A 17,328-nucleotide genomic window follows, 5' to 3' on the forward strand; every position below is an offset into this window, starting at 1 on the left:
GGTGGGATAATCGTGCGTATGAGTATTACCTACAAAGATGCGGCAGGGATTGAAGGCATGCGCCTGGCCGGCAGGCTGGCGTCCGAGGTGCTGGACTATCTGGCCCCCTTCGTGAAACCGGGCGTGACCACCAATGAGATCGACCGGCTGGCCCATGACTACATGACCCAGGTCCAGGGCACCATCCCCGCGACCCTGGGCTACGGCCCCCCGGGCTATGTGCCCTACCCCAAATCGCTGTGCACCTCGGTGAACCACCAGGTCTGCCACGGCATCCCCAATGACAAACCCCTGAAAAAAGGCGACATCGTCAACATCGACGTGACGGTCATCACCAAGGACGGCTGGCACGGCGACAACAGCCGCATGTACCTGGTGGGCGAAGCCTCGATTGCCGCCAAACGCCTGTGCAACATCACCTACGAAGCCATGTGGCAGGGCATCATGCGCGTCAAGCCCGGCGTGCGCCTGGGCGACATCGGCTTCGCGATCCAGACCTTTGCCGAAAAACAGGGCTTTTCCGTGGTGCGCGAGTTCTGCGGCCACGGCATAGGCCAGAGCTTCCATGAAGAACCCCAGGTGCTGCATTACGGCCGCCCCGGCACGCTCGAAGAACTAACGCCCGGCATGACCTTCACCATCGAGCCCATGATCAACGCCGGCAAGCGCGACATCAAGGACGGCCCGGAAAAAGACGGCTGGAGCATCGTGACGCGCGACCACTCGCTGTCCGCCCAGTGGGAACACACCATCCTGGTGACCGAGACGGGCTACGAGGTGCTGACCCTGTCCGCGGGCAGCCCGGCGATTCCGGCCTTTGTGCCGCAGCAAAGCCCGGTCCAGGCCACGGTCAGCGCCTGAACGGGCCGCCCAGTGCCCGTGCCGCGCGCGTCCCCTGACACGGCCCCTGCGGCAATGACCGACCTGGCCGAGGTGCGCGAGCACTACAAGGCCGGAAAAGCCGCCCTGCTGGCCTCGCTGGCCGCCAGCGGCGCCTCCTCGCGCGGCATCCACAGCCTGCTGCAAAAATTCGCCCGCCACACCGACGCCACCCTGCAAACACTGTGGGAGCGCACCGGCTTTCCGGCCGCGGCCTGCCTGGTCGCCGCGGGCGGCTTCGGCCGCGGCGAGCTGTTTCCCCATTCCGACGTGGACGTTCTGCTGCTGCTGCCGGACAACGCCGACGTCGACGCCGACCCGGCCCTCAAGGCCAAGGTCGAGCGCTTTATCGGCGCCTGCTGGGACGTGGGCCTGGAAATCGGCTCCAGCGTGCGCACGGCTTCCGGCTGCGTGGAGGAAGCCTCCAAGGACGTCACGGTGCAGACCTCGCTGCTGGAGGCACGCCTGGTCGCCGGCGCCAAAAAGAACTTCCAGCAGCTGCAAAAGCGCCTGGCCGCCGTGCTGGACCCGCAGGCCTTTTACGTGGCCAAGACGCTGGAGCTGCGCCAGCGCCACAACAAGTTCGAGAACACGCCCTACTCGCTGGAGCCCAACTGCAAAGAGTCGCCGGGCGGCCTGCGCGACCTGCAGGTGATCCTCTGGGTAGCGCGCGCCGCCGGCCTGGGAAAGTCCTGGGACGACCTGGCCCGCAACGGCCTGGCCACGGCCTTTGAAGTGCGGCAGATCAAGGCCAACGAGGCCTTGCTGAGCCTGATACGCGCGCGCCTGCACCTGATCGCCGGGCGGCGCGAGGACCGCCTGGTGTTCGACCTGCAGACCGCTGTGGCCGAATCGTTTGGCTACTCCGCGGAGGCCGACGACGGCAGCAAGCTGCCGCGCCGCGCCAGCGAGGCGCTGATGAAGCGCTACTACTGGGCGGCCAAGGCCGTGACCCAGCTCAACCAGATCCTGCTGCTCAACATCGAGGAGCGGCTGAACCCCAACACCTACCCGCTGCGGCCCATCAACGAGCGCTTTTACGACAAGGCCGGCATGCTGGAAGTGGCCAGTGACGACCTGTACACGCGCGAGCCGCACGCCATCCTCGAAACCTTTCTGCTGTACGAGACCACCATAGGCATCAAGGGCCTGTCGGCGCGCACCCTGCGCGCGCTGTACAACGTGCGCGGCCTGATGAACAGCAAGTTCCGCAGCGACCCGGTCAACCGCGACACCTTCCGCCGCATCCTGCAGCAGCCCGAGGGCATCACCCACGCCCTGCGGCTGATGAACCAGACCTCGGTGCTGGGCCGCTACCTCTGGATCTTCCGCAAGATCGTCGGGCAGATGCAGCACGACCTGTTCCACGTCTACACGGTGGACCAGCACATCCTGATGGTGCTGCGCAACGTGCGGCGTTTCTTCATGGCCGAGCATTCGCACGAGTACCCGATGTGCTCGCAGCTCGCGGCCGGCTGGGACAAGCCCTGGATCCTCTACATCGCCGCGCTGTTCCACGACATCGCCAAGGGCCGCGGCGGCGACCATTCCGAGCTGGGCTGCAAGGACGTGCGTGTTTTTTGCCGCCAGCACGGCATCTCCACCGAAGATTCGAAACTGATTGAATTCCTGGTCGGTGAGCACCTGAGCATGAGCCGCATCGCACAAAAGGAAGACCTGAGCAACCCCGAAGTCATCGCGGCCTTCGCCAAACGCGTGGGCAACGAGCGCTACCTGACTGCGCTCTACCTGCTAACGGTGGCCGACATACGCGGCACCAGCCCCAAGGTCTGGAACGCCTGGAAGGGCAAGCTGCTCGAAGACCTGTACCGCTACACCCTGCGCGTGCTGGGCGGCCGCGCGCCCGACGCCGACGCCGAGGTGGAGGCCCGCAAGCGCGAGGCCCTGACCACCCTGGCCCTGCACGCCGAACCCTTCGAAGCGCACAAGGCGCTGTGGGACACGCTGGACGTCAGCTATTTCATGCGCCACGAGGCCTCCGACATTGCCTGGCATGCGCGCCAGCTCTCGCGCCACGTCGGCAAGGCCAAGGCGATTGTCCGCGCGCGCCGCTCGTCGGCGGGCGAAGGCATGCAGGTGCTGGTCTACACGCCGGACGCGCCCGACCTGTTCGCGCGCATCTGCGGTTACTTCGACGAAGCCGGCTTCAGCATCCTGGACGCCAAGATCCACACCGCCAAGAACGGCTATGCGCTGGACACCTTCCAGGTCGTCAGCCCGACGCTGGCCGACCACTACCGCGAGCTGGCCGCCATGGTGGAGGCCGACCTGGACCGCACCATCGAGGAGCCAGGCCCGCTGCCCCCGCCCGGCAAAGGCCGCGTGTCACGCCGGGTCAAGAGCTTCCCCATTGCGCCGCGCGTGGACCTGCGGCCCGACGAAAAAGCCCAGCGCTGGCTGCTCAGCGTCTCCGCCAGCGACCGGGTCGGGCTGCTGTACCGCATCGCCCGGGTGCTGGCACGCCACCGCATCAACCTGCAGCTGGCCAAGGTCAGCACCCTGGGCGAGCGCGTGGAAGACACGTTTTTGATCGACGGGCCCGAGTTGCAGCACAACAAGGCGCAGATCGCGATCGAAACCGAGCTGCTCGAAGCGCTCAATACCTGAAGCTGATCTTCAAACGGCGGGTTTGCGCAGGTATTGCAGCAGCCGCCCTTTGTAGTGGCCGCCGGCCGGCAATTGCGTCACGCGCGTTTCGGTACGTGAATAGCCCAGCACGTCCATCTTGCGGTTGAAGTCGGCCCGGTTGCCGCGGTCCGGGTCGACGATCAGCACCTCGGTGTGCGGCAGCGCATGCAGTTCGATGAACTGCGACAGCACCTCGGGCTGGCCGCGGTCGTAGAGCACGTCGCTGCCGATGATCAGGTCAAAGCGCCCCAGCAGCGGGTTGGCGCGAGACCAGTTGCCGGTCTGGTACTTCATCGCCGGCAGGTGGTTGAGTTTGAGGTTTTCCAGCAGGAAAGCCGCTGCCAGCGGATGGCAGTCGCTCGCGGTGACGTCGCCGCCGCGCCTGTGCACCACAAGGCTGGCCAGCGCCAGGCCGCAGCCGAGTTCCAGGATGCGTTTGCCTTCGAGCTCGAAGCCCTGCATGGCATGGGCCAGCACCCGGCCCGAAGGCCAGAGCAGCCCGAAGATGGGCCAGGCCGAGGAGGAAATGCCTTCGCGTTCGGCCTCGCCCAAGGGGTCATGGAATTGCTGCCGGTCCAGCAGCGAGCGCAGTTGCAGGTCGTCGCCGCTGCCGCTCACGGTTTCATATTTGAGCAGGTAAGGCGGAGGCGGCGGCGCGGAAGCAGTTCCGGGGATGGGAACTGCTCCCGGAACGGGAGCGAGCAACATCCGGAAATTTCCTTGCGTACAACACGCTCAAGCGGGGCGAAATAGCCCTCAACCGCAGCCAGTGTACGCCCCAGGGCGCGGGCTTCAGTCGTCGTCCGACGCGTCCAGCCCGGGAAACAGCACTTCGGTAAAACCGAACTGCGTGAAGTCGCGTATGCGCATGGGGTACAGCGTGCCTATCAGGTGGTCGCACTCATGCTGCACCACGCGCGCGTGAAAGCCCTCAACCGTGCGCTCGATCGCATCGCCGTACTGGTCGAAACCGGCATAGTGGATGCGCGAATACCGTGGCACCACGCCGCGCAGCCCGGGCACCGAGAGGCAGCCTTCCCAGCCGTCCTCTTCCTCGGGGCCCAGGGGCTTGATCACCGGATTGAGCAAGACCGTGCGCGGCACCAGCGGCGCGTCGGGGTAGCGCGGGTTCACCGCATCGGTGCCGAAAATCACCAGTTGCAGGTCCACGCCTATCTGCGGTGCCGCCAGCCCCGCGCCGTTGACGGCGCGCATGGTGTCGAACATGTCCGAGATGAGCAGGTGCAACTCGTCGGTGTCGAAGGCGGTGACGGGCTGGGCAACGCGCAACAGCCGGGGATCGCCCATCTTGAGGATTTCGCGGATGGTCATGCGCCGATTATCGCGGCGCGGAGCCCTTTTGTGTCTAGTGCCAGCGTCTGTAACCCCAGCCCCGGTAGTAGCCTGGCGCGGGCACCACCACGACGGGGGCGGGCTCGACATAGACGGGGCGGCCCGGGTAAACCGCCACCGGGCCCGGCCCAATGGGGGCCACGATGCAGCCGGACAGCAAAACAGCCAGGCCGGCGGACGCGGCCAAGGCGGATAAACGCTTGTAATTCATGAAAAGCTCCTGGGGTACAGGTCTTTCAACGCCCGGCGCGGCGGCCCGGCGTGACATCCCGCGTGCAAACCCCGGTAACGCCCTGTAAGCCCAGGTGCGACGCGTTATTGCGCTATTACGCTATTCCGTCGTGCTGGCGCTCCAGTAGGCCTGGCTGACCATGGGCAGGTCGCCCAGCTGCTTGACCAGGCGGTCCATCACGGCGCCGTCCACCGCGATCGCCACCAGCGTGGCCTGGATCTTCACGCCTTCCTCGCCGAAGGCATACACCTCCAGGTCATTGGTGGGGTAATTCAGTTCCTCGAGCGATTTTTCCAGGATGGCCAGCACCTCTTTCTGGTGCTCCCCACTCGTCACCACATACACCGTGTTGGTCACCTCGGCCGATTGCACGTCCAGCGGCAACCGGTTGATCTGGTTGACGATGGGCCGCAGCAAGGTGTTGGCCGCCAGCACGAAGAGCGTGGCGATGCCGGCCTGCAGCACCAGGTCGGCGCCGGCGCAGGCGCCCACCGCGCCGGAGCACCACAGCGTGGCGGCGGTGTTCAAGCCGCGCACATTGCCTTCCTCCCGCATGATCACGCCGGCGCCCAGGAAGCCTATGCCCGAGACCACATAGGCCACCACATGCACCGCCCCCGACGAGCCGCTGAGCCGGTTCGCCATGTCCACAAAAATCGCGGCGCCCACGGCGACCAGCACATTGGTGCGCAGGCCCGCGGTGCGCTGGCGGTACTGGCGCTCAAAACCGATCAGGGCGCCAAAGACGAAGGCGGACGACAGGCTGACGAGCGAGTCCAGGAGGTCGGGGGAACTGATGGTTTCAAACGCCTGCATGGTGTGCCCTCCGAAAATCAGACATCATTGAATCGAATGTGTTTTGTTATTGGAATTCAGCGGCATAGGGCACGCCAAAGTACCCTCTGCGGACATAAAACGTGACGTACTTTGTATCCAGATCCATATGAAAAACGAACCGGTTCTGCCTTGCTTTCACGACTTTCCCGGGATGGTCCGCACCCCACCAGGCGAGATGCAATGTCGAGCCCCCTTTGCCGCCGGAAGGTTCTATCCGGAGAATCTGCGCGGTGACCCTGATCGGTGGGGACGAATCAAAGTGTACGTTGGCACCTTCCACGATGATCTGGGCGCAGAACAGGCAAACTCCGCCGAACAGCACTGACCCTGCGGCAAGCTTGCCGATTTCGCTGGCCGCCCTGTGCCCCCGTTCGAACGGGATAGCAACAATGCCGATGAAAAAACCGGCGACGAGACACATCATCCCCCAGTCGGCCAAGGGCAGAAACGACCATCCACCCAAAAATGTCGCGTGAACAGGCGTGGTGAACTTGCTGCCGAAAGCTACGGCCAGCAGCACCATGCCAATGGCCAATCCGATGTACCACTCGAAAATCAGCTGGCGCCGCGCGATGGCCCGGCTATCGGCGTCGCCGGTGGCAGGCGAGGATTTTTCCATCGGCACCCCTAGTCACTCGGCCAGCATGGCCAGCAGCGCCGCTTCGTCAATCACCGGAACGCCCAGCGTCTGCGCCTTGACCAGCTTGCTGCCGGCCTCCTCGCCTGCCACGACGAAATCGGTCTTCTTGCTGACCGAACCGGCCACCTTGCCGCCGGCGGCCTCCACCCTGTCCTTGGCATCGTCGCGGCTCAGGGTGGGCAGTGTGCCGGTGATGACAAAGGTCTTGCCCGACAGCGGCTGCGGCGCGCGTGCGGCCGGTTCGCCCTCCTCCCAGGTCACGCCGCAGGCGCGCAGCTGCTCGACCACCTCGCGGTTGTGGGGTTGCTCAAAAAAGGTGCGAATGCTTTGGGCGACGATGGGGCCCACGTCGCTGACTTCCAGCAACTGTTCCGCGGTCGCGTCCATGATGGCGTCCAGCTTGCCGAAATGGCGCGCCAACTCCTTGGCCGTGGCTTCGCCGACATGGCGTATGCCCAGGCCGAACAAAAAACGCGGCAGGGTCGTCTGCTTGGACTTTTCGAGGGCTTCGAGCAGGTTGTTGGCCGATTTTTCGGCCATGCGATCCAGGTTCGCCAGCGCCGTGAGGCCCAGCTTGTAGAGGTCGGGCAAGGTGCGGATGACGTTGGCGTCCACCAGTTGCTCGACCAGCTTGTCGCCCAGGCCTTCGACTTCCACTGCGCGGCGGTGCGCGTAATGCAGGATGGCTTCCTTGCGCTGGGCGCCGCAAAACAGGCCGCCTGTGCAGCGGTAGTCGGCCTCGCCTTCTTCGCGCACGGCATCCGAGCCGCAGACCGGGCATTTGCGCGGCATGGTGAACTGCGGCGCGTCCTGCACGCGTTTGTCGAGCAGCACGCTGACGACTTCGGGGATCACGTCGCCCGCGCGTCGCACGATGACGGTGTCGCCCACGCGCACGTCCTTGCGGCGCGCTTCGTCCTCGTTGTGCAGCGTGGCGTTGGTCACGGTCACGCCGCCCACAAACACCGGCGCCAGCTTGGCCACCGGCGTGAGCTTGCCGGTGCGGCCCACCTGCACCTCGATGGCCTGCACGGTGGTGAGCTGCTCCTGCGCCGGGTATTTGTGCGCCACGGCCCAGCGCGGCTCGCGTGAGACAAAGCCCATCTTCTTTTGCAGCGCCAGGCTGTTGACCTTGTAGACCACGCCGTCGATGTCGTAAGGCAGGCTGTCGCGCAGCTTGCCCATAGCCTGGTGAAAGGCAATGAGCTCGGGCGCGCCCTGCGCCAGTTGCGTCTGGACGGCCACCGGAAAACCCCAGGATTTGAGCGTCAGCAGCAGCTGGAAATGGGTTTCAAAGGCCGGGCCGCCATTTTCCACCGGTGTGACCTCGCCCAGGCCGTAGGCAAAAAAACTCAGGCGGCGCTGCGAGGCCATGGCCGGGTCCAGCTGGCGCACCCCGCCGGCCGCGGCGTTGCGCGGGTTGACGAAGGTTTTTTCGCCCTTGGCGCCCTGCGCGATCTTCTCGCGCTGCTTTTCGTTGAGCGCCTCGAAGTCGGCACGGCGCATGTAGACCTCGCCGCGCACTTCCATCACAGGAGGGGCATCGGCGGGCAGCCGCAAAGGAATCTGGTTGATGGTGCGGATGTTCTGCGTCACGTCTTCGCCGACCTCACCATCGCCGCGCGTGGCGGCCTGCACCAGGATGCCGTTCTCGTAGCGCAAGCTCATGGCCAGGCCGTCGAACTTGAGTTCGGCCACGTATTCGACCGGCGGGTCGGACTCGGCCAGGCCCAGTTCCTTGCGCACGCGGGTGTCGAAGTTTTGCGCGCCGGTGGCTTCGGTGTCGGTTTCGGTGCGTATGCTGAGCATGGGCACCTTGTGGCGCACGCTGGCGAACTGGTCCAGCGGCTTGCCGCCCACGCGCTGCGTCGGCGAGTCCGGCGTCAGCAGTTCGGGGTGGGCGGCTTCGAGGTCCTGCAACTCCCTGAACAGCCTGTCGTACTCGGCATCGGGAACGCTGGGGTCGTCCAGCACGTAGTAGCGATGGGCATGCTGATGCAAAACCCGGTGCAGTTCATCGCGTTGTTGTGCGGCTGTCTTGGCGTTCCCCGGCATCTCAGAGCGGTCCTATTTCTTGAATTCGATTGAAAAACATCCGCCAGTTTAGGGGAGGCGCAGCCAGCCGCACGCCGATACACGGCCGGAACTCAAGATTTACAGCTTTGAGGCTCCGCATCCGGCCACTCCACCGCAAACGTTTTGACGCGTTTCCAGGCGGCATCCTCAATTTCCCTCCATTCGGCGAACTGGCTCGAGGGTCGCTGGAATGCCACCACCACGCCCTCGCGCCGGAACGCATGGCGGCAGGTGTTACCGCTCTGGGGGCACATCATCCAGGTCGAAATTCTCCCGGTTTCATCCCGGCCCACATACTGGAATTCCCTGCGAAGCGATCCGCGCGATTCCACGGACTGCTTTTCCAGGCCGGCCTCCGTCCCCGCAGGTTCGACCTTGTAATTGACGTCGTTCCGCGTCTGCCAGACATGCAAGTTCTCGAGGTCGCACAAGGTGACGCTGACCTCGGCCTGGATCAGGTCCACGATAGCCGGGCTTTGTGGAGACGCTGGCAAGGGTTCGAAGTCCTTGCCCTGCGCGTGAAAGCTCAGCACCGGCGGCTGGTCCCTTGCGCCGCCTCGATAGTCAGCGGGTATATACCACTGACCGCGCCCCAGCCAAAAACTGCGCCCTGGATCGGCTGCCGAGACTGGTTGCACCGCAGGCAGGTTCTTGGCAAAACCCGACTGAAGCTCGCACGTCAACGGCCAGCCCATGAAATCCGGCTCAAATGCGCCACGCCTGTATGACCAATAAAACCAGACCGGTGCCCGTACGCCGCCGGTCACCAATGCTGCGTGGCGCGAGGAGCCGCGGTCAGCCTGCATTGAAAACCCCGATAAATCCCAGAATGTTTGGACTGGACGCTGGCCTTTCTCGGTGCTGATAGTGAGGCAATAAGGATGATCGACAGCGGCCAGTTCTGCGGCCTCCTGCGTGGCCGCAATAACCCGGACAGACCATGCCACTAAAAAGAACACGGCGACCGCACCGATCCACCTGAACACGCCGGCAGGATGCAAAAGGGAACGCCACACCGGTTCTGCCTCGCTGCCCTTTGGCCAGAAGAAAGGCGTCCAGCAGAACCAAGCCACCGCCAGCAGGCAGATGCCGAGATGGGTGAGCCATCCGGAATCAAACATTTTGTTGAGCAGGACGACAGCCAATCCGGTCACCAGCACGGCCATGGTGGCGGAAACGAGGGCCCAGGTCAGCAGCTTGGCGGCGCGGGCTTGTCCCGGCGCAGATTTTCTGGCCGGCCTGAAGAACGCTATCAAAGCCCGGACGGCAACGCCGATGATGAAGCCCGCCACCGCGATGACAAGGAGGGCCAATCCCAACCCGGAAAAAGGACCGCCGCACGATGCGCATTGCATGCGCTGTTCATCAACCCATAAACCTGTGAAAGCGAGGAGAACCAGAAAAGTACACGGCACCAGCCACAGGCGCGGAATGACCAGCGCCAAGGCCAAAGGGACCAGAACAAAAGAAAAGAGTTCCACTGCGTAAGCCTCTTCGCGAAGAAAAGACCGCAGTCTGCAAGGCCCCCATGAGGCCGTCGTGAAGAAAATGAAGCCGGCGTGAAGTGGCGCCAGCACCTGCTACCGCTGAATCAGCTGAACAGCCGCCGCCCCAGCACCGAGCCCGCCGACAGGTCGCGGCTGTCCAGCGTGTCGTAGAGCTGCTCGAGGTCGGCGTGGATGACTTCCATCGCCTCGGGCCGGATCAGGTTGCCGTTGTCGTCGATGATCACGCCGTCCATGTTGGCGGCCAGGGACAGCGCGGCTTCGCACATGCGCGCGAAGGGCTGCTCGGAGCGCAGCACCTGCGGCACGTCCAGCGAGAGCGTGAGTTCGCGCAAGGCCGTCTGCTCGGGGTCTTCGGCCATGGCGGCCTGGGTGTCGAAGGCCAGGCCCAGGATGGGCGCATGGCCCTGCTGGCTGGCCGGCAGCACCATGCGGCCGGGGATGGAACCGGCGACAAAACCGAGCTTGGCGGCGCTTTGCTGCACATAGCCGGGGCTCCAGGCGGTGTTGACGGCGCGCAGGGTGAAGCTCAGCTGCGCGTCGTGGCCGCTGGCGAACTGGTCGAGCTCGCGGGCACGGGCGACTTCGTCCAGCATTTCGGGGAATTCGGGCTCGCCGCCCACGGCGTCGGCGAAGGCCTGCGCCTTCATGACGAATTCGGAGTATTCGATCTGGTTCAGCGCGCCGGTACGGTTGGCCAGTTGCACGCCGCACTGGAAGGCGCTGTAGCGGTGGCCGGCCGTGGGAAATTCCCATTCGCCGGTGATGACGCTCAGGCCTTCGACGCCAAAGGGCTTGCTGCCGGCCCGGCGTGTGCTGGGCATGGCCGCCAGCGCGGCTTCGCCCGAGACCACGTTGTCCAGGGCAATCGCCGCCATGGCGTCGATCAGGATGTCCAGGCCGGGCTTGCGCTCAGGCGTGGTGAGCCGGGTCAGCGCGTTCAGGGACGCGAGGCCTGAATCGGCGTCAAAGCTGGGCTCAAGGCGTTCGGCCTCGCTGTCACTGCCAGCGGTTTTCGGGTGATCCGCGGCAGCCGTCTCAGGCGCGGGCGCGGCCTCGGGTGTGGCGCGTTTGGGCAAGTTTCTGCGCGACGACCAGGCGCTGTGGGCCACAACCCCGGCCAGCACAAGCCCACCCACCACCGCCAGACTGATCTGCAAAGTGCTCATTTTGGGGATCAGGCGGCCTCGGCGAAACCGAGGGCGGCTTCCATGTCCACCGCCACGATGCGCGAGACCCCCTGCTCCTGCATGGTCACGCCTATCAGTTGCTCGGCCATTTCCATGGCGATCTTGTTGTGGCTGATGAACAGGAACTGCGTTTCCTTGCTCATGGAGCGCACCAGCTTGGCATAACGCTCGGTGTTGGCATCGTCCAGCGGCGCGTCGACCTCGTCCAGCAAACAGAAAGGGGCGGGGTTGAGCTGGAAGATGGCGAACACCAGCGCGATGGCCGTCAGCGCCTTTTCGCCGCCGGACAGCAGGTGAATGGTCTGGTTTTTCTTGCCGGGCGGCTGGGCGATCACCTGCACGCCGGCGTCCAGGATTTCCTCGCCCGTCATCATGAGCTTGGCATTGCCGCCGCCGAAGAGCTCGGGGAACATGCGGCCGAAATGGCCGTTCACCGTCTCGAAGGTGCTCGAAAGCAAATCGCGCGTTTCGATGTCGATTTTCCGGATCGCGTCTTCCAGCGTGGTCATGGCCTCGTTCAGGTCGGCGGACTGCGCATCGAGGAACTGCTTGCGTTCGCGCGCGGTGCTCAGCTCGTCGAGCGCGGCCAGATTGACGGCGCCCAGCGACTGGATTTCGCGGTTGATGCGGTCGATCTCGCCCTGCAGGCCGGTCAGGCGCACATTGCCGGACTGGATGGACTGCTCCACCGCGGCGAGGTCGGCCTGGCCGTCGGCCAGCAGCTGCGCGTACTGCTCGAAGCCCAGGCGCGCGGCCTGTTCTTTCAGCTGGAACTCGGTGATGCGCTGGCGCAGCGGGTCGAGCTCGCGCTCGAGCTGCAGGCGCCGCTCGTCGCTGGCGCGCAGCTTGTTGGTCAGGTCGTCGTACTGGCTGCGCTTGGCGCCCAGGTCGGCCTCGCGCTCGAGCTTCACGCTCAGCGCGCTTTGCAGGCCGGCCTGCGCGGCCGCGTCGGTCAGGCGCGTGAGTTCTTCGCGGGCCTGCGCTTCCTCGCTGGCGATGGAGGCGGCCTGCTGGGCCGCGATGTCGATGGAGCGGGTCAGCTCTTCGCGGCGCGAGGCCAGGCTGCGCAGCGCGAACGCGGCTTCCTGGGCCTGGCGCTCCAGCGTGCGCTGCTGCTCGCGCGACTCGCCGAGCTTGCGCTCGGTCTCGATCACGCGGTCGTCCAGCTGCGCATGGCGTTCCTGGCTGTCGGCCAGTTGCATGTCGAGTTCTTCGAAGCGCCCCTCGGCCGTGACCTTGCGCTCCTGCAGCTCGCCGAGCTGGGCTTCGATTTCGGCCATATCGGCCTGGATCTGTTCGCTGCGTGCGCGGGTCTGTTCGGCCAGCTGCGTGAGGCGCAACACCTCGACCTGCAGCTCATGGGTGCGGCTCTGGCCTTCGGCGGTTTCACGGCGGGCCGTGGCCAGGCGCTGGGCGGCGTCGGCATAGGCTGCTTCGGCGCGCACCAGGGCCGAGCGGGCCTCTTCGCTGATCAGGGCCTGGGCCTTGAGCTGCTTGTCGAGGTTTTCGATCTCCTGCGCGCGGGCCAGCAGGCCGGCCTGCTCGGAGTCCTGGGCGTAAAAACTCACGCTGTGGTGCGTCACGGCATGGCCGCTCTGCACAAAAATCACCTCGCCGGCCTGAAGCTTGTCGCGCGCGGCGAGGGCGTCGTCCAGGCTGGGCGCGGTGTAGCAGCCGTTGAGCCAGTCGCCCAGCAGCGCGGATTGCCCGGCGTCGTTGAGGCGCAGCAGTTCGGTCAGCGGCTTGAGGTTGATCGCGGCGTTGACGCGCGCGGGCGCGGCGGCGCTGGGCGGCGAATAAAACGCGAGCTTGGCCGGCGGCGTGCCCTGCCCGTCGGAACCGGCAAAGCCTCGCACCATGTCGAGCCGGCTGACTTCGAGCGCGCCCAGGCGTTCGCGCAGGGCGGCTTCAAGTGCGTTTTCCCAGCCCTGCTCGATGTGGATGCGGCTCCACAGGCCCTGCAGGCCGTCCAGGCCGTGCTTGGCCAGCCAGGGCTTGAGCTTGCCGTCGGTCTTGACCTTTTCCTGCAAGGCCTTGAGTGCCTCCATGCGCGCCGACAGGTCGGCCCGCTTGGCGGATTCGGTGTTGACGGTCTGCTGCAGCGTGCGGCGTTCTTCGTCGAGCTGCGGCACGCTGTCGGTGAGGTCGTGCAGGCGGGCTTCGGCTTCGGCCTGGGCTTCCTGCGCGGTGGCGAACTGCGTGTTCAGGTTGGCCAGGCGCGCTTCGTCGGGGGCATTGAGCGCGTTGCGGTCGGCGGTGAGCTTTTCCAGGCGCAGGCTTAAGGAGCGCGACTGCTCTTCGATGTTGCGCTGGTCGGCGGCCAGCACCTGGATCTGCTGCTGCACCTGGCTGACGCTGGCGCGCTGCTCGTTGGCCTTGGCCTGGGCCTGGCGCAGCGCGTCTTCGAGGGCGGGCAACTGCGTCTGGTGTTCTTCGGTCTGCGCGGCCAGCAGTTCGGCCTTTTCTTCGGCTTCAATGGCCTGCGCGGCCAGGCTTTCGGTTTCGACGGCGGCGTCTTCCTTGCGGGTGGCCCACTGCGCGGTTTGTTCCTTGAGCTGGTTCAGCCGCTGCTCGACGCGCTGGCGGCCGTCGACCACAAAGCGGATTTCTGCTTCCAGCCGGCCGACTTCGGCGCTGGCTTCATACAGCTTGCCCTGGGCCTGGTTGACCTGGTCGCCGGCCGAGTAATGCGCCTGGCGAATGGTTTCGAGGTCGGCCTCGATGTGGCGCAAATCGGCCACGCGGCTTTCCAGGTCGTTCACGGCCTTTTCGGCGTCGGCCTTGACCTTGGACTGGTCGGCTTCGCTTTCGGCGCGCTTGAGGAACCACAGCTGGTGCTGCTTCAGGCTGGCGTCGGCATGCAGGGTGTTGTAGCGCATGGCCACCTCGGCCTGCTTTTCGAGCCGGTCGAGGTTGGCGTTGAGTTCACGCAGGATGTCTTCGACGCGGGTCAGGTTTTCACGGGTGTCCGACAGGCGGTTGGCCGTCTCGCGGCGGCGTTCCTTGTACTTGGAAACGCCGGCGGCTTCCTCGAGGAAGAGGCGCAGTTCTTCGGGCTTGGACTCGATGATGCGGCTGATGGTGCCTTGGCCGATGATGGCGTAGGCGCGCGGGCCCAGGCCGGTGCCCAGGAACACGTCCTGCACGTCGCGGCGGCGCACCGGCTGGTTGTTGATGTAGTAGCTGGAAGTGCCGTCGCGCGTCAGCACGCGCTTGACGGCGATCTCGACAAACTGGCCCCACTGGCCGCCGGCGCGGTGGTCGGCGTTGTCGAACACCAGTTCCACACTGGAGCGGCTGGCCGGCTTGCGCGTGGTGGTGCCGTTGAAGATCACGTCCTGCATGGACTCGCCGCGCAGCTCGGAGGCCTTGCTCTCGCCCAGCACCCAACGCACCGCGTCCATGATGTTGGACTTGCCGCAACCGTTGGGGCCCACCACACCCACCAATTGGCCGGGCAAGACGAAATTGGTCGGCTCCGCGAATGACTTGAAACCTGATAGCTTGATCGAATTGAGACGCACGGCTGTCCCTGCTTTTTGTGAACCTGAGGCTAACTCGTTGATTTTTATAGCGCTTTTACGGCAAAACACCGGCGCAACGTGTACCACTTTCGGTAGCGCACGGTCCGCCATGTTACCCGAGCGGGCCCGGGATTTTGCCGGGAAAAAGGCCCTTGACGGAGCCAGGGTGAAACACTTTGCTTCGCGCTGCGCAGCCCTGCTGGCCCGCGCGCCCGAAAGCCCGGCCCGGACTCGGCTTCACGGCCTTATGCACCCTGTGCCCGGAGCTATGGCTTTTGTAGCAGGCGCCGCCGTTCCCGGCATGCCGGCGGCCCGGTACCGGGCCGAGGCTGGATAATCCGGGTATGAATCCCCTGCTCTCACGCCTTCAGCCCTACCCTTTTGAGCGGCTGCGCCAGCTGCACGCCGACGTCACCCCCAATCCCGCCTACAAAGCCATCAGCCTGGGTATAGGCGAACCCCGCCATGCCACGCCGCAGCTGATCAAGGACGCCTTGACGGCCAGCCTCGGCGGCCTGGCCAGCTACCCGGGCACCCTGGGCGAGCCCAAACTGCGCCAGGCCATGGCCGACTGGATGGCCGGCCGCTATGACCTGAAGCTGGACCCGGCGACCCAGATACTGCCGGTCAACGGCTCGCGCGAAGCGCTGTTTTCGCTGGCGCAAACCGTGCTCGACGGCAGCAAGCCGGGCGCCACCGTGGTCTGCCCCAACCCGTTTTATCAAATCTACGAGGGCGCGGCCCTGCTGGCCGGCGCCCAGACCTGGTTCGCGCCCAGCGACCCGGCCCGCAATTTCGCGGTCGACTGGGCCGGCGTGCCCGAGACCGTCTGGGCCAAAACCCAGTTGGTGTTTGTCTGCTCGCCCGGCAACCCCACCGGGGCCGTGATGTCGCTGAAGGAATGGAAACTGCTGTTCGAACTCAGCGACCGCTACGGCTTTGTCATCGCCTCCGACGAGTGCTACAGCGAAATCTACTTCCGCGACGAGCCGCCGCTGGGCGGCCTGCAGGCGGCGGCGCGGCTGGGCCGGCATGACTTCAAGAACCTGATTTCGCTGACCAGCCTGTCCAAGCGCAGCAACGTGCCCGGCCTGCGCAGCGGTTTTGTGGCCGGCGACGCTGCCTTGATCAAGCCCTTTTTGCTCTACCGCACCTACCACGGCAGCGCCATGAGCCCCATTGTGCAGGCCGCCAGCATCGCCGCGTGGAACGACGAGCAGCACGTGGTGGCCAACCGCGCGATGTACCGCGAGAAATTCGCACAGGTCACGCCCATGCTCTCGGCGGTGATGGACGTCGCCCTGCCCGATGCGGGCTTTTACCTGTGGGCCGGAATCCCCGAGGTATTCAAGGGCTCGGACACCGCGTTTTCGCGCGAGCTGCTCGCTCTCTACAATGTCGTGGTGTTGCCGGGCAGTTACCTGGCGCGCGACGCGCAGGGGCACAATCCCGGCGCCGGCAGAATCCGCATGGCACTGGTGGCAGAAACCGCCGAATGCGTGGAAGCGGCGCAGCGCATCGTTCAATTCATTCAATCCAGAGTTCACTGAAAACAAGACTGATATCCAACATGACACAAGACAACCTGCAAAGCACCATTGACGCTGCCTGGGAAAATCGCGCGAACCTGTCGCCCCAGTCGGCTCCCAAGGAAGTGCTGGACGCCGTCGAACACACCATCGCCCAGCTCAACAGCGGCAAGCTGCGCGTAGCCACCCGTGAAGGCGTGGGCCAGTGGACGACCCACCAGTGGATCAAAAAGGCCGTGCTGCTGAGCTTCCGCCTGAAAGACAACGAACTCATGCGCGCCGGCGACCTGGGCTTTTTCGACAAGGTTCCCACCAAATTCGCCGACCTCAGCGAAAGCGAAATGCGCGCCACCGGCGTGCGCGTGGTGCCGCCCGCCGTGGCCCGCCGCGGCAGCTTCATCGCCAAGGGCGCGATCCTGATGCCCAGCTACGTCAACATCGGCGCCTGGGTCGGTGAAGGCACCATGGTCGACACCTGGGCCACCGTGGGCAGCTGCGCGCAGGTCGGCAACAACGTGCACCTCTCCGGCGGCGTGGGCCTGGGCGGCGTGCTCGAACCCCTGCAGGCCAACCCCACCATCATTGAAGACAACTGCTTTATCGGCGCGCGCTCCGAAGTGGTCGAAGGCGTGATCGTGGAAGAAAACTCGGTGATCTCCATGGGCGTCTACATCGGCCAGAGCACGCCGATCTACGACCGCGAAGCCGACACCGTCACCTACGGCCGCATCCCCGCGGGCTCCGTCGTGGTGTCGGGCAACCTGCCCAAGGCCGGCGGCAAGTACAGCATGTACTGCGCGGTGATCGTCAAGCGCGTGGATGCGAAAACCCGCTCCACGACGAGCTTGAATGATCTCCTGCGTGATTGACATGGCCCCCACGCTTCTCGCTTCGCGTAGTACGCATGGCCTTGC

Annotated in this window: 13 protein-coding genes; 4 read left to right on the forward strand and 9 right to left on the reverse strand. The window is 65.2% G+C overall.

The window, feature by feature from the left end:
• The first annotated feature begins 18 nt into the window (after positions 1–18).
• Together map and ACLV74_RS10275 are read left to right on the forward strand one after the other, a co-directional pair.
• Positions 19–861: a type I methionyl aminopeptidase gene (gene map / locus ACLV74_RS10270; protein ID WP_411879296.1), complete on the forward strand. Its 843-nt coding sequence runs from the start codon at positions 19–21 to the stop codon at positions 859–861.
• Positions 862–915: 54 nt separating this feature from the next.
• A complete protein-coding gene (locus tag ACLV74_RS10275; RefSeq protein WP_411879297.1) occupies positions 916–3,507 on the forward strand; it encodes a [protein-PII] uridylyltransferase in 2,592 nt (863 codons plus the stop codon).
• 9 nt (positions 3,508–3,516) lie between these two features.
• Here ACLV74_RS10275 and ACLV74_RS10280 read toward each other — a convergent pair whose 3' ends face one another.
• The 9 genes from ACLV74_RS10280 to smc form a co-directional block, all read right to left on the reverse strand.
• Positions 3,517–4,236, reverse strand: a complete 720-nt coding sequence (locus ACLV74_RS10280; protein WP_411879298.1) for a class I SAM-dependent methyltransferase — start codon at positions 4,234–4,236, stop codon at positions 3,517–3,519.
• 84 nt (positions 4,237–4,320) lie between these two features.
• Positions 4,321–4,860, reverse strand: coding sequence for a peptide deformylase (gene def / locus ACLV74_RS10285; RefSeq protein WP_411879299.1), 540 nt, complete (start codon positions 4,858–4,860; stop codon positions 4,321–4,323).
• 34 nt (positions 4,861–4,894) lie between these two features.
• The gene (locus ACLV74_RS10290; protein ID WP_411879300.1) at positions 4,895–5,092 is read right to left on the reverse strand and encodes a hypothetical protein; all 198 of its coding nucleotides are present in this window, start codon (positions 5,090–5,092) and stop codon (positions 4,895–4,897) included.
• Between the two features lie 120 nt (positions 5,093–5,212).
• Entirely contained in the window at positions 5,213–5,929 is a 717-nt protein-coding gene (locus tag ACLV74_RS10295) for an MgtC/SapB family protein (RefSeq protein ID WP_411879301.1), read from the reverse strand.
• Between the two features lie 46 nt (positions 5,930–5,975).
• Positions 5,976–6,569: a hypothetical protein gene (locus tag ACLV74_RS10300; protein ID WP_411879302.1), complete on the reverse strand. Its 594-nt coding sequence runs from the start codon at positions 6,567–6,569 to the stop codon at positions 5,976–5,978.
• A gap of 12 nt (positions 6,570–6,581) precedes the next feature.
• Positions 6,582–8,645 (reverse strand): NAD-dependent DNA ligase LigA, encoded by a 2,064-nt coding sequence (ligA, locus tag ACLV74_RS10305; protein ID WP_411879303.1) that lies wholly within the window; start codon positions 8,643–8,645, stop codon positions 6,582–6,584.
• Between the two features lie 92 nt (positions 8,646–8,737).
• Positions 8,738–10,147, reverse strand: a complete 1,410-nt coding sequence (locus tag ACLV74_RS10310; RefSeq protein WP_411879304.1) for a hypothetical protein — start codon at positions 10,145–10,147, stop codon at positions 8,738–8,740.
• Between the two features lie 110 nt (positions 10,148–10,257).
• Positions 10,258–11,340 (reverse strand): cell division protein ZipA C-terminal FtsZ-binding domain-containing protein, encoded by a 1,083-nt coding sequence (locus tag ACLV74_RS10315; protein WP_411879305.1) that lies wholly within the window; start codon positions 11,338–11,340, stop codon positions 10,258–10,260.
• A gap of 8 nt (positions 11,341–11,348) precedes the next feature.
• Positions 11,349–14,885, reverse strand: a complete 3,537-nt coding sequence (smc, locus tag ACLV74_RS10320) for a chromosome segregation protein SMC (protein ID WP_411879306.1) — start codon at positions 14,883–14,885, stop codon at positions 11,349–11,351.
• Between the two features lie 344 nt (positions 14,886–15,229).
• Between smc and dapC the strand changes: the two genes are divergently transcribed.
• Both dapC and dapD read left to right on the forward strand, forming a co-directional pair.
• Positions 15,230–16,435 carry a succinyldiaminopimelate transaminase gene (gene dapC, locus ACLV74_RS10325; protein WP_411879307.1) on the forward strand — a complete coding sequence of 402 codons (1,206 nt, stop codon included), beginning with the start codon at positions 15,230–15,232 and terminating at the stop codon, positions 16,433–16,435.
• A gap of 20 nt (positions 16,436–16,455) precedes the next feature.
• The gene (dapD, locus tag ACLV74_RS10330) at positions 16,456–17,283 is read left to right on the forward strand and encodes a 2,3,4,5-tetrahydropyridine-2,6-dicarboxylate N-succinyltransferase (RefSeq protein WP_411879308.1); all 828 of its coding nucleotides are present in this window, start codon (positions 16,456–16,458) and stop codon (positions 17,281–17,283) included.
• The last annotated feature ends 45 nt before the right edge of the window (positions 17,284–17,328 follow it).

It is taken from the genome of Polaromonas sp. YR568, assembly GCF_943369415.1.
GTDB lineage: Bacteria > Pseudomonadota > Gammaproteobacteria > Burkholderiales > Burkholderiaceae_C > Polaromonas.

Coding starts and splice junctions, on each gene's coding strand:
- map (WP_411879296.1), top strand. CDS start 19: ATGAGTATTACCTACAAAGATGCGGCAGGGATTGAAGGCATGCGCCTG.
- ACLV74_RS10275 (WP_411879297.1), top strand. CDS start 916: ATGACCGACCTGGCCGAGGTGCGCGAGCACTACAAGGCCGGAAAAGCC.
- ACLV74_RS10280 (WP_411879298.1), bottom strand. CDS start 4,236: ATGTTGCTCGCTCCCGTTCCGGGAGCAGTTCCCATCCCCGGAACTGCT.
- def (WP_411879299.1), bottom strand. CDS start 4,860: ATGACCATCCGCGAAATCCTCAAGATGGGCGATCCCCGGCTGTTGCGC.
- ACLV74_RS10290 (WP_411879300.1), bottom strand. CDS start 5,092: ATGAATTACAAGCGTTTATCCGCCTTGGCCGCGTCCGCCGGCCTGGCT.
- ACLV74_RS10295 (WP_411879301.1), bottom strand. CDS start 5,929: ATGCAGGCGTTTGAAACCATCAGTTCCCCCGACCTCCTGGACTCGCTC.
- ACLV74_RS10300 (WP_411879302.1), bottom strand. CDS start 6,569: ATGGAAAAATCCTCGCCTGCCACCGGCGACGCCGATAGCCGGGCCATC.
- ligA (WP_411879303.1), bottom strand. CDS start 8,645: ATGCCGGGGAACGCCAAGACAGCCGCACAACAACGCGATGAACTGCAC.
- ACLV74_RS10315 (WP_411879305.1), bottom strand. CDS start 11,340: ATGAGCACTTTGCAGATCAGTCTGGCGGTGGTGGGTGGGCTTGTGCTG.
- dapC (WP_411879307.1), top strand. CDS start 15,230: ATGAATCCCCTGCTCTCACGCCTTCAGCCCTACCCTTTTGAGCGGCTG.
- dapD (WP_411879308.1), top strand. CDS start 16,456: ATGACACAAGACAACCTGCAAAGCACCATTGACGCTGCCTGGGAAAAT.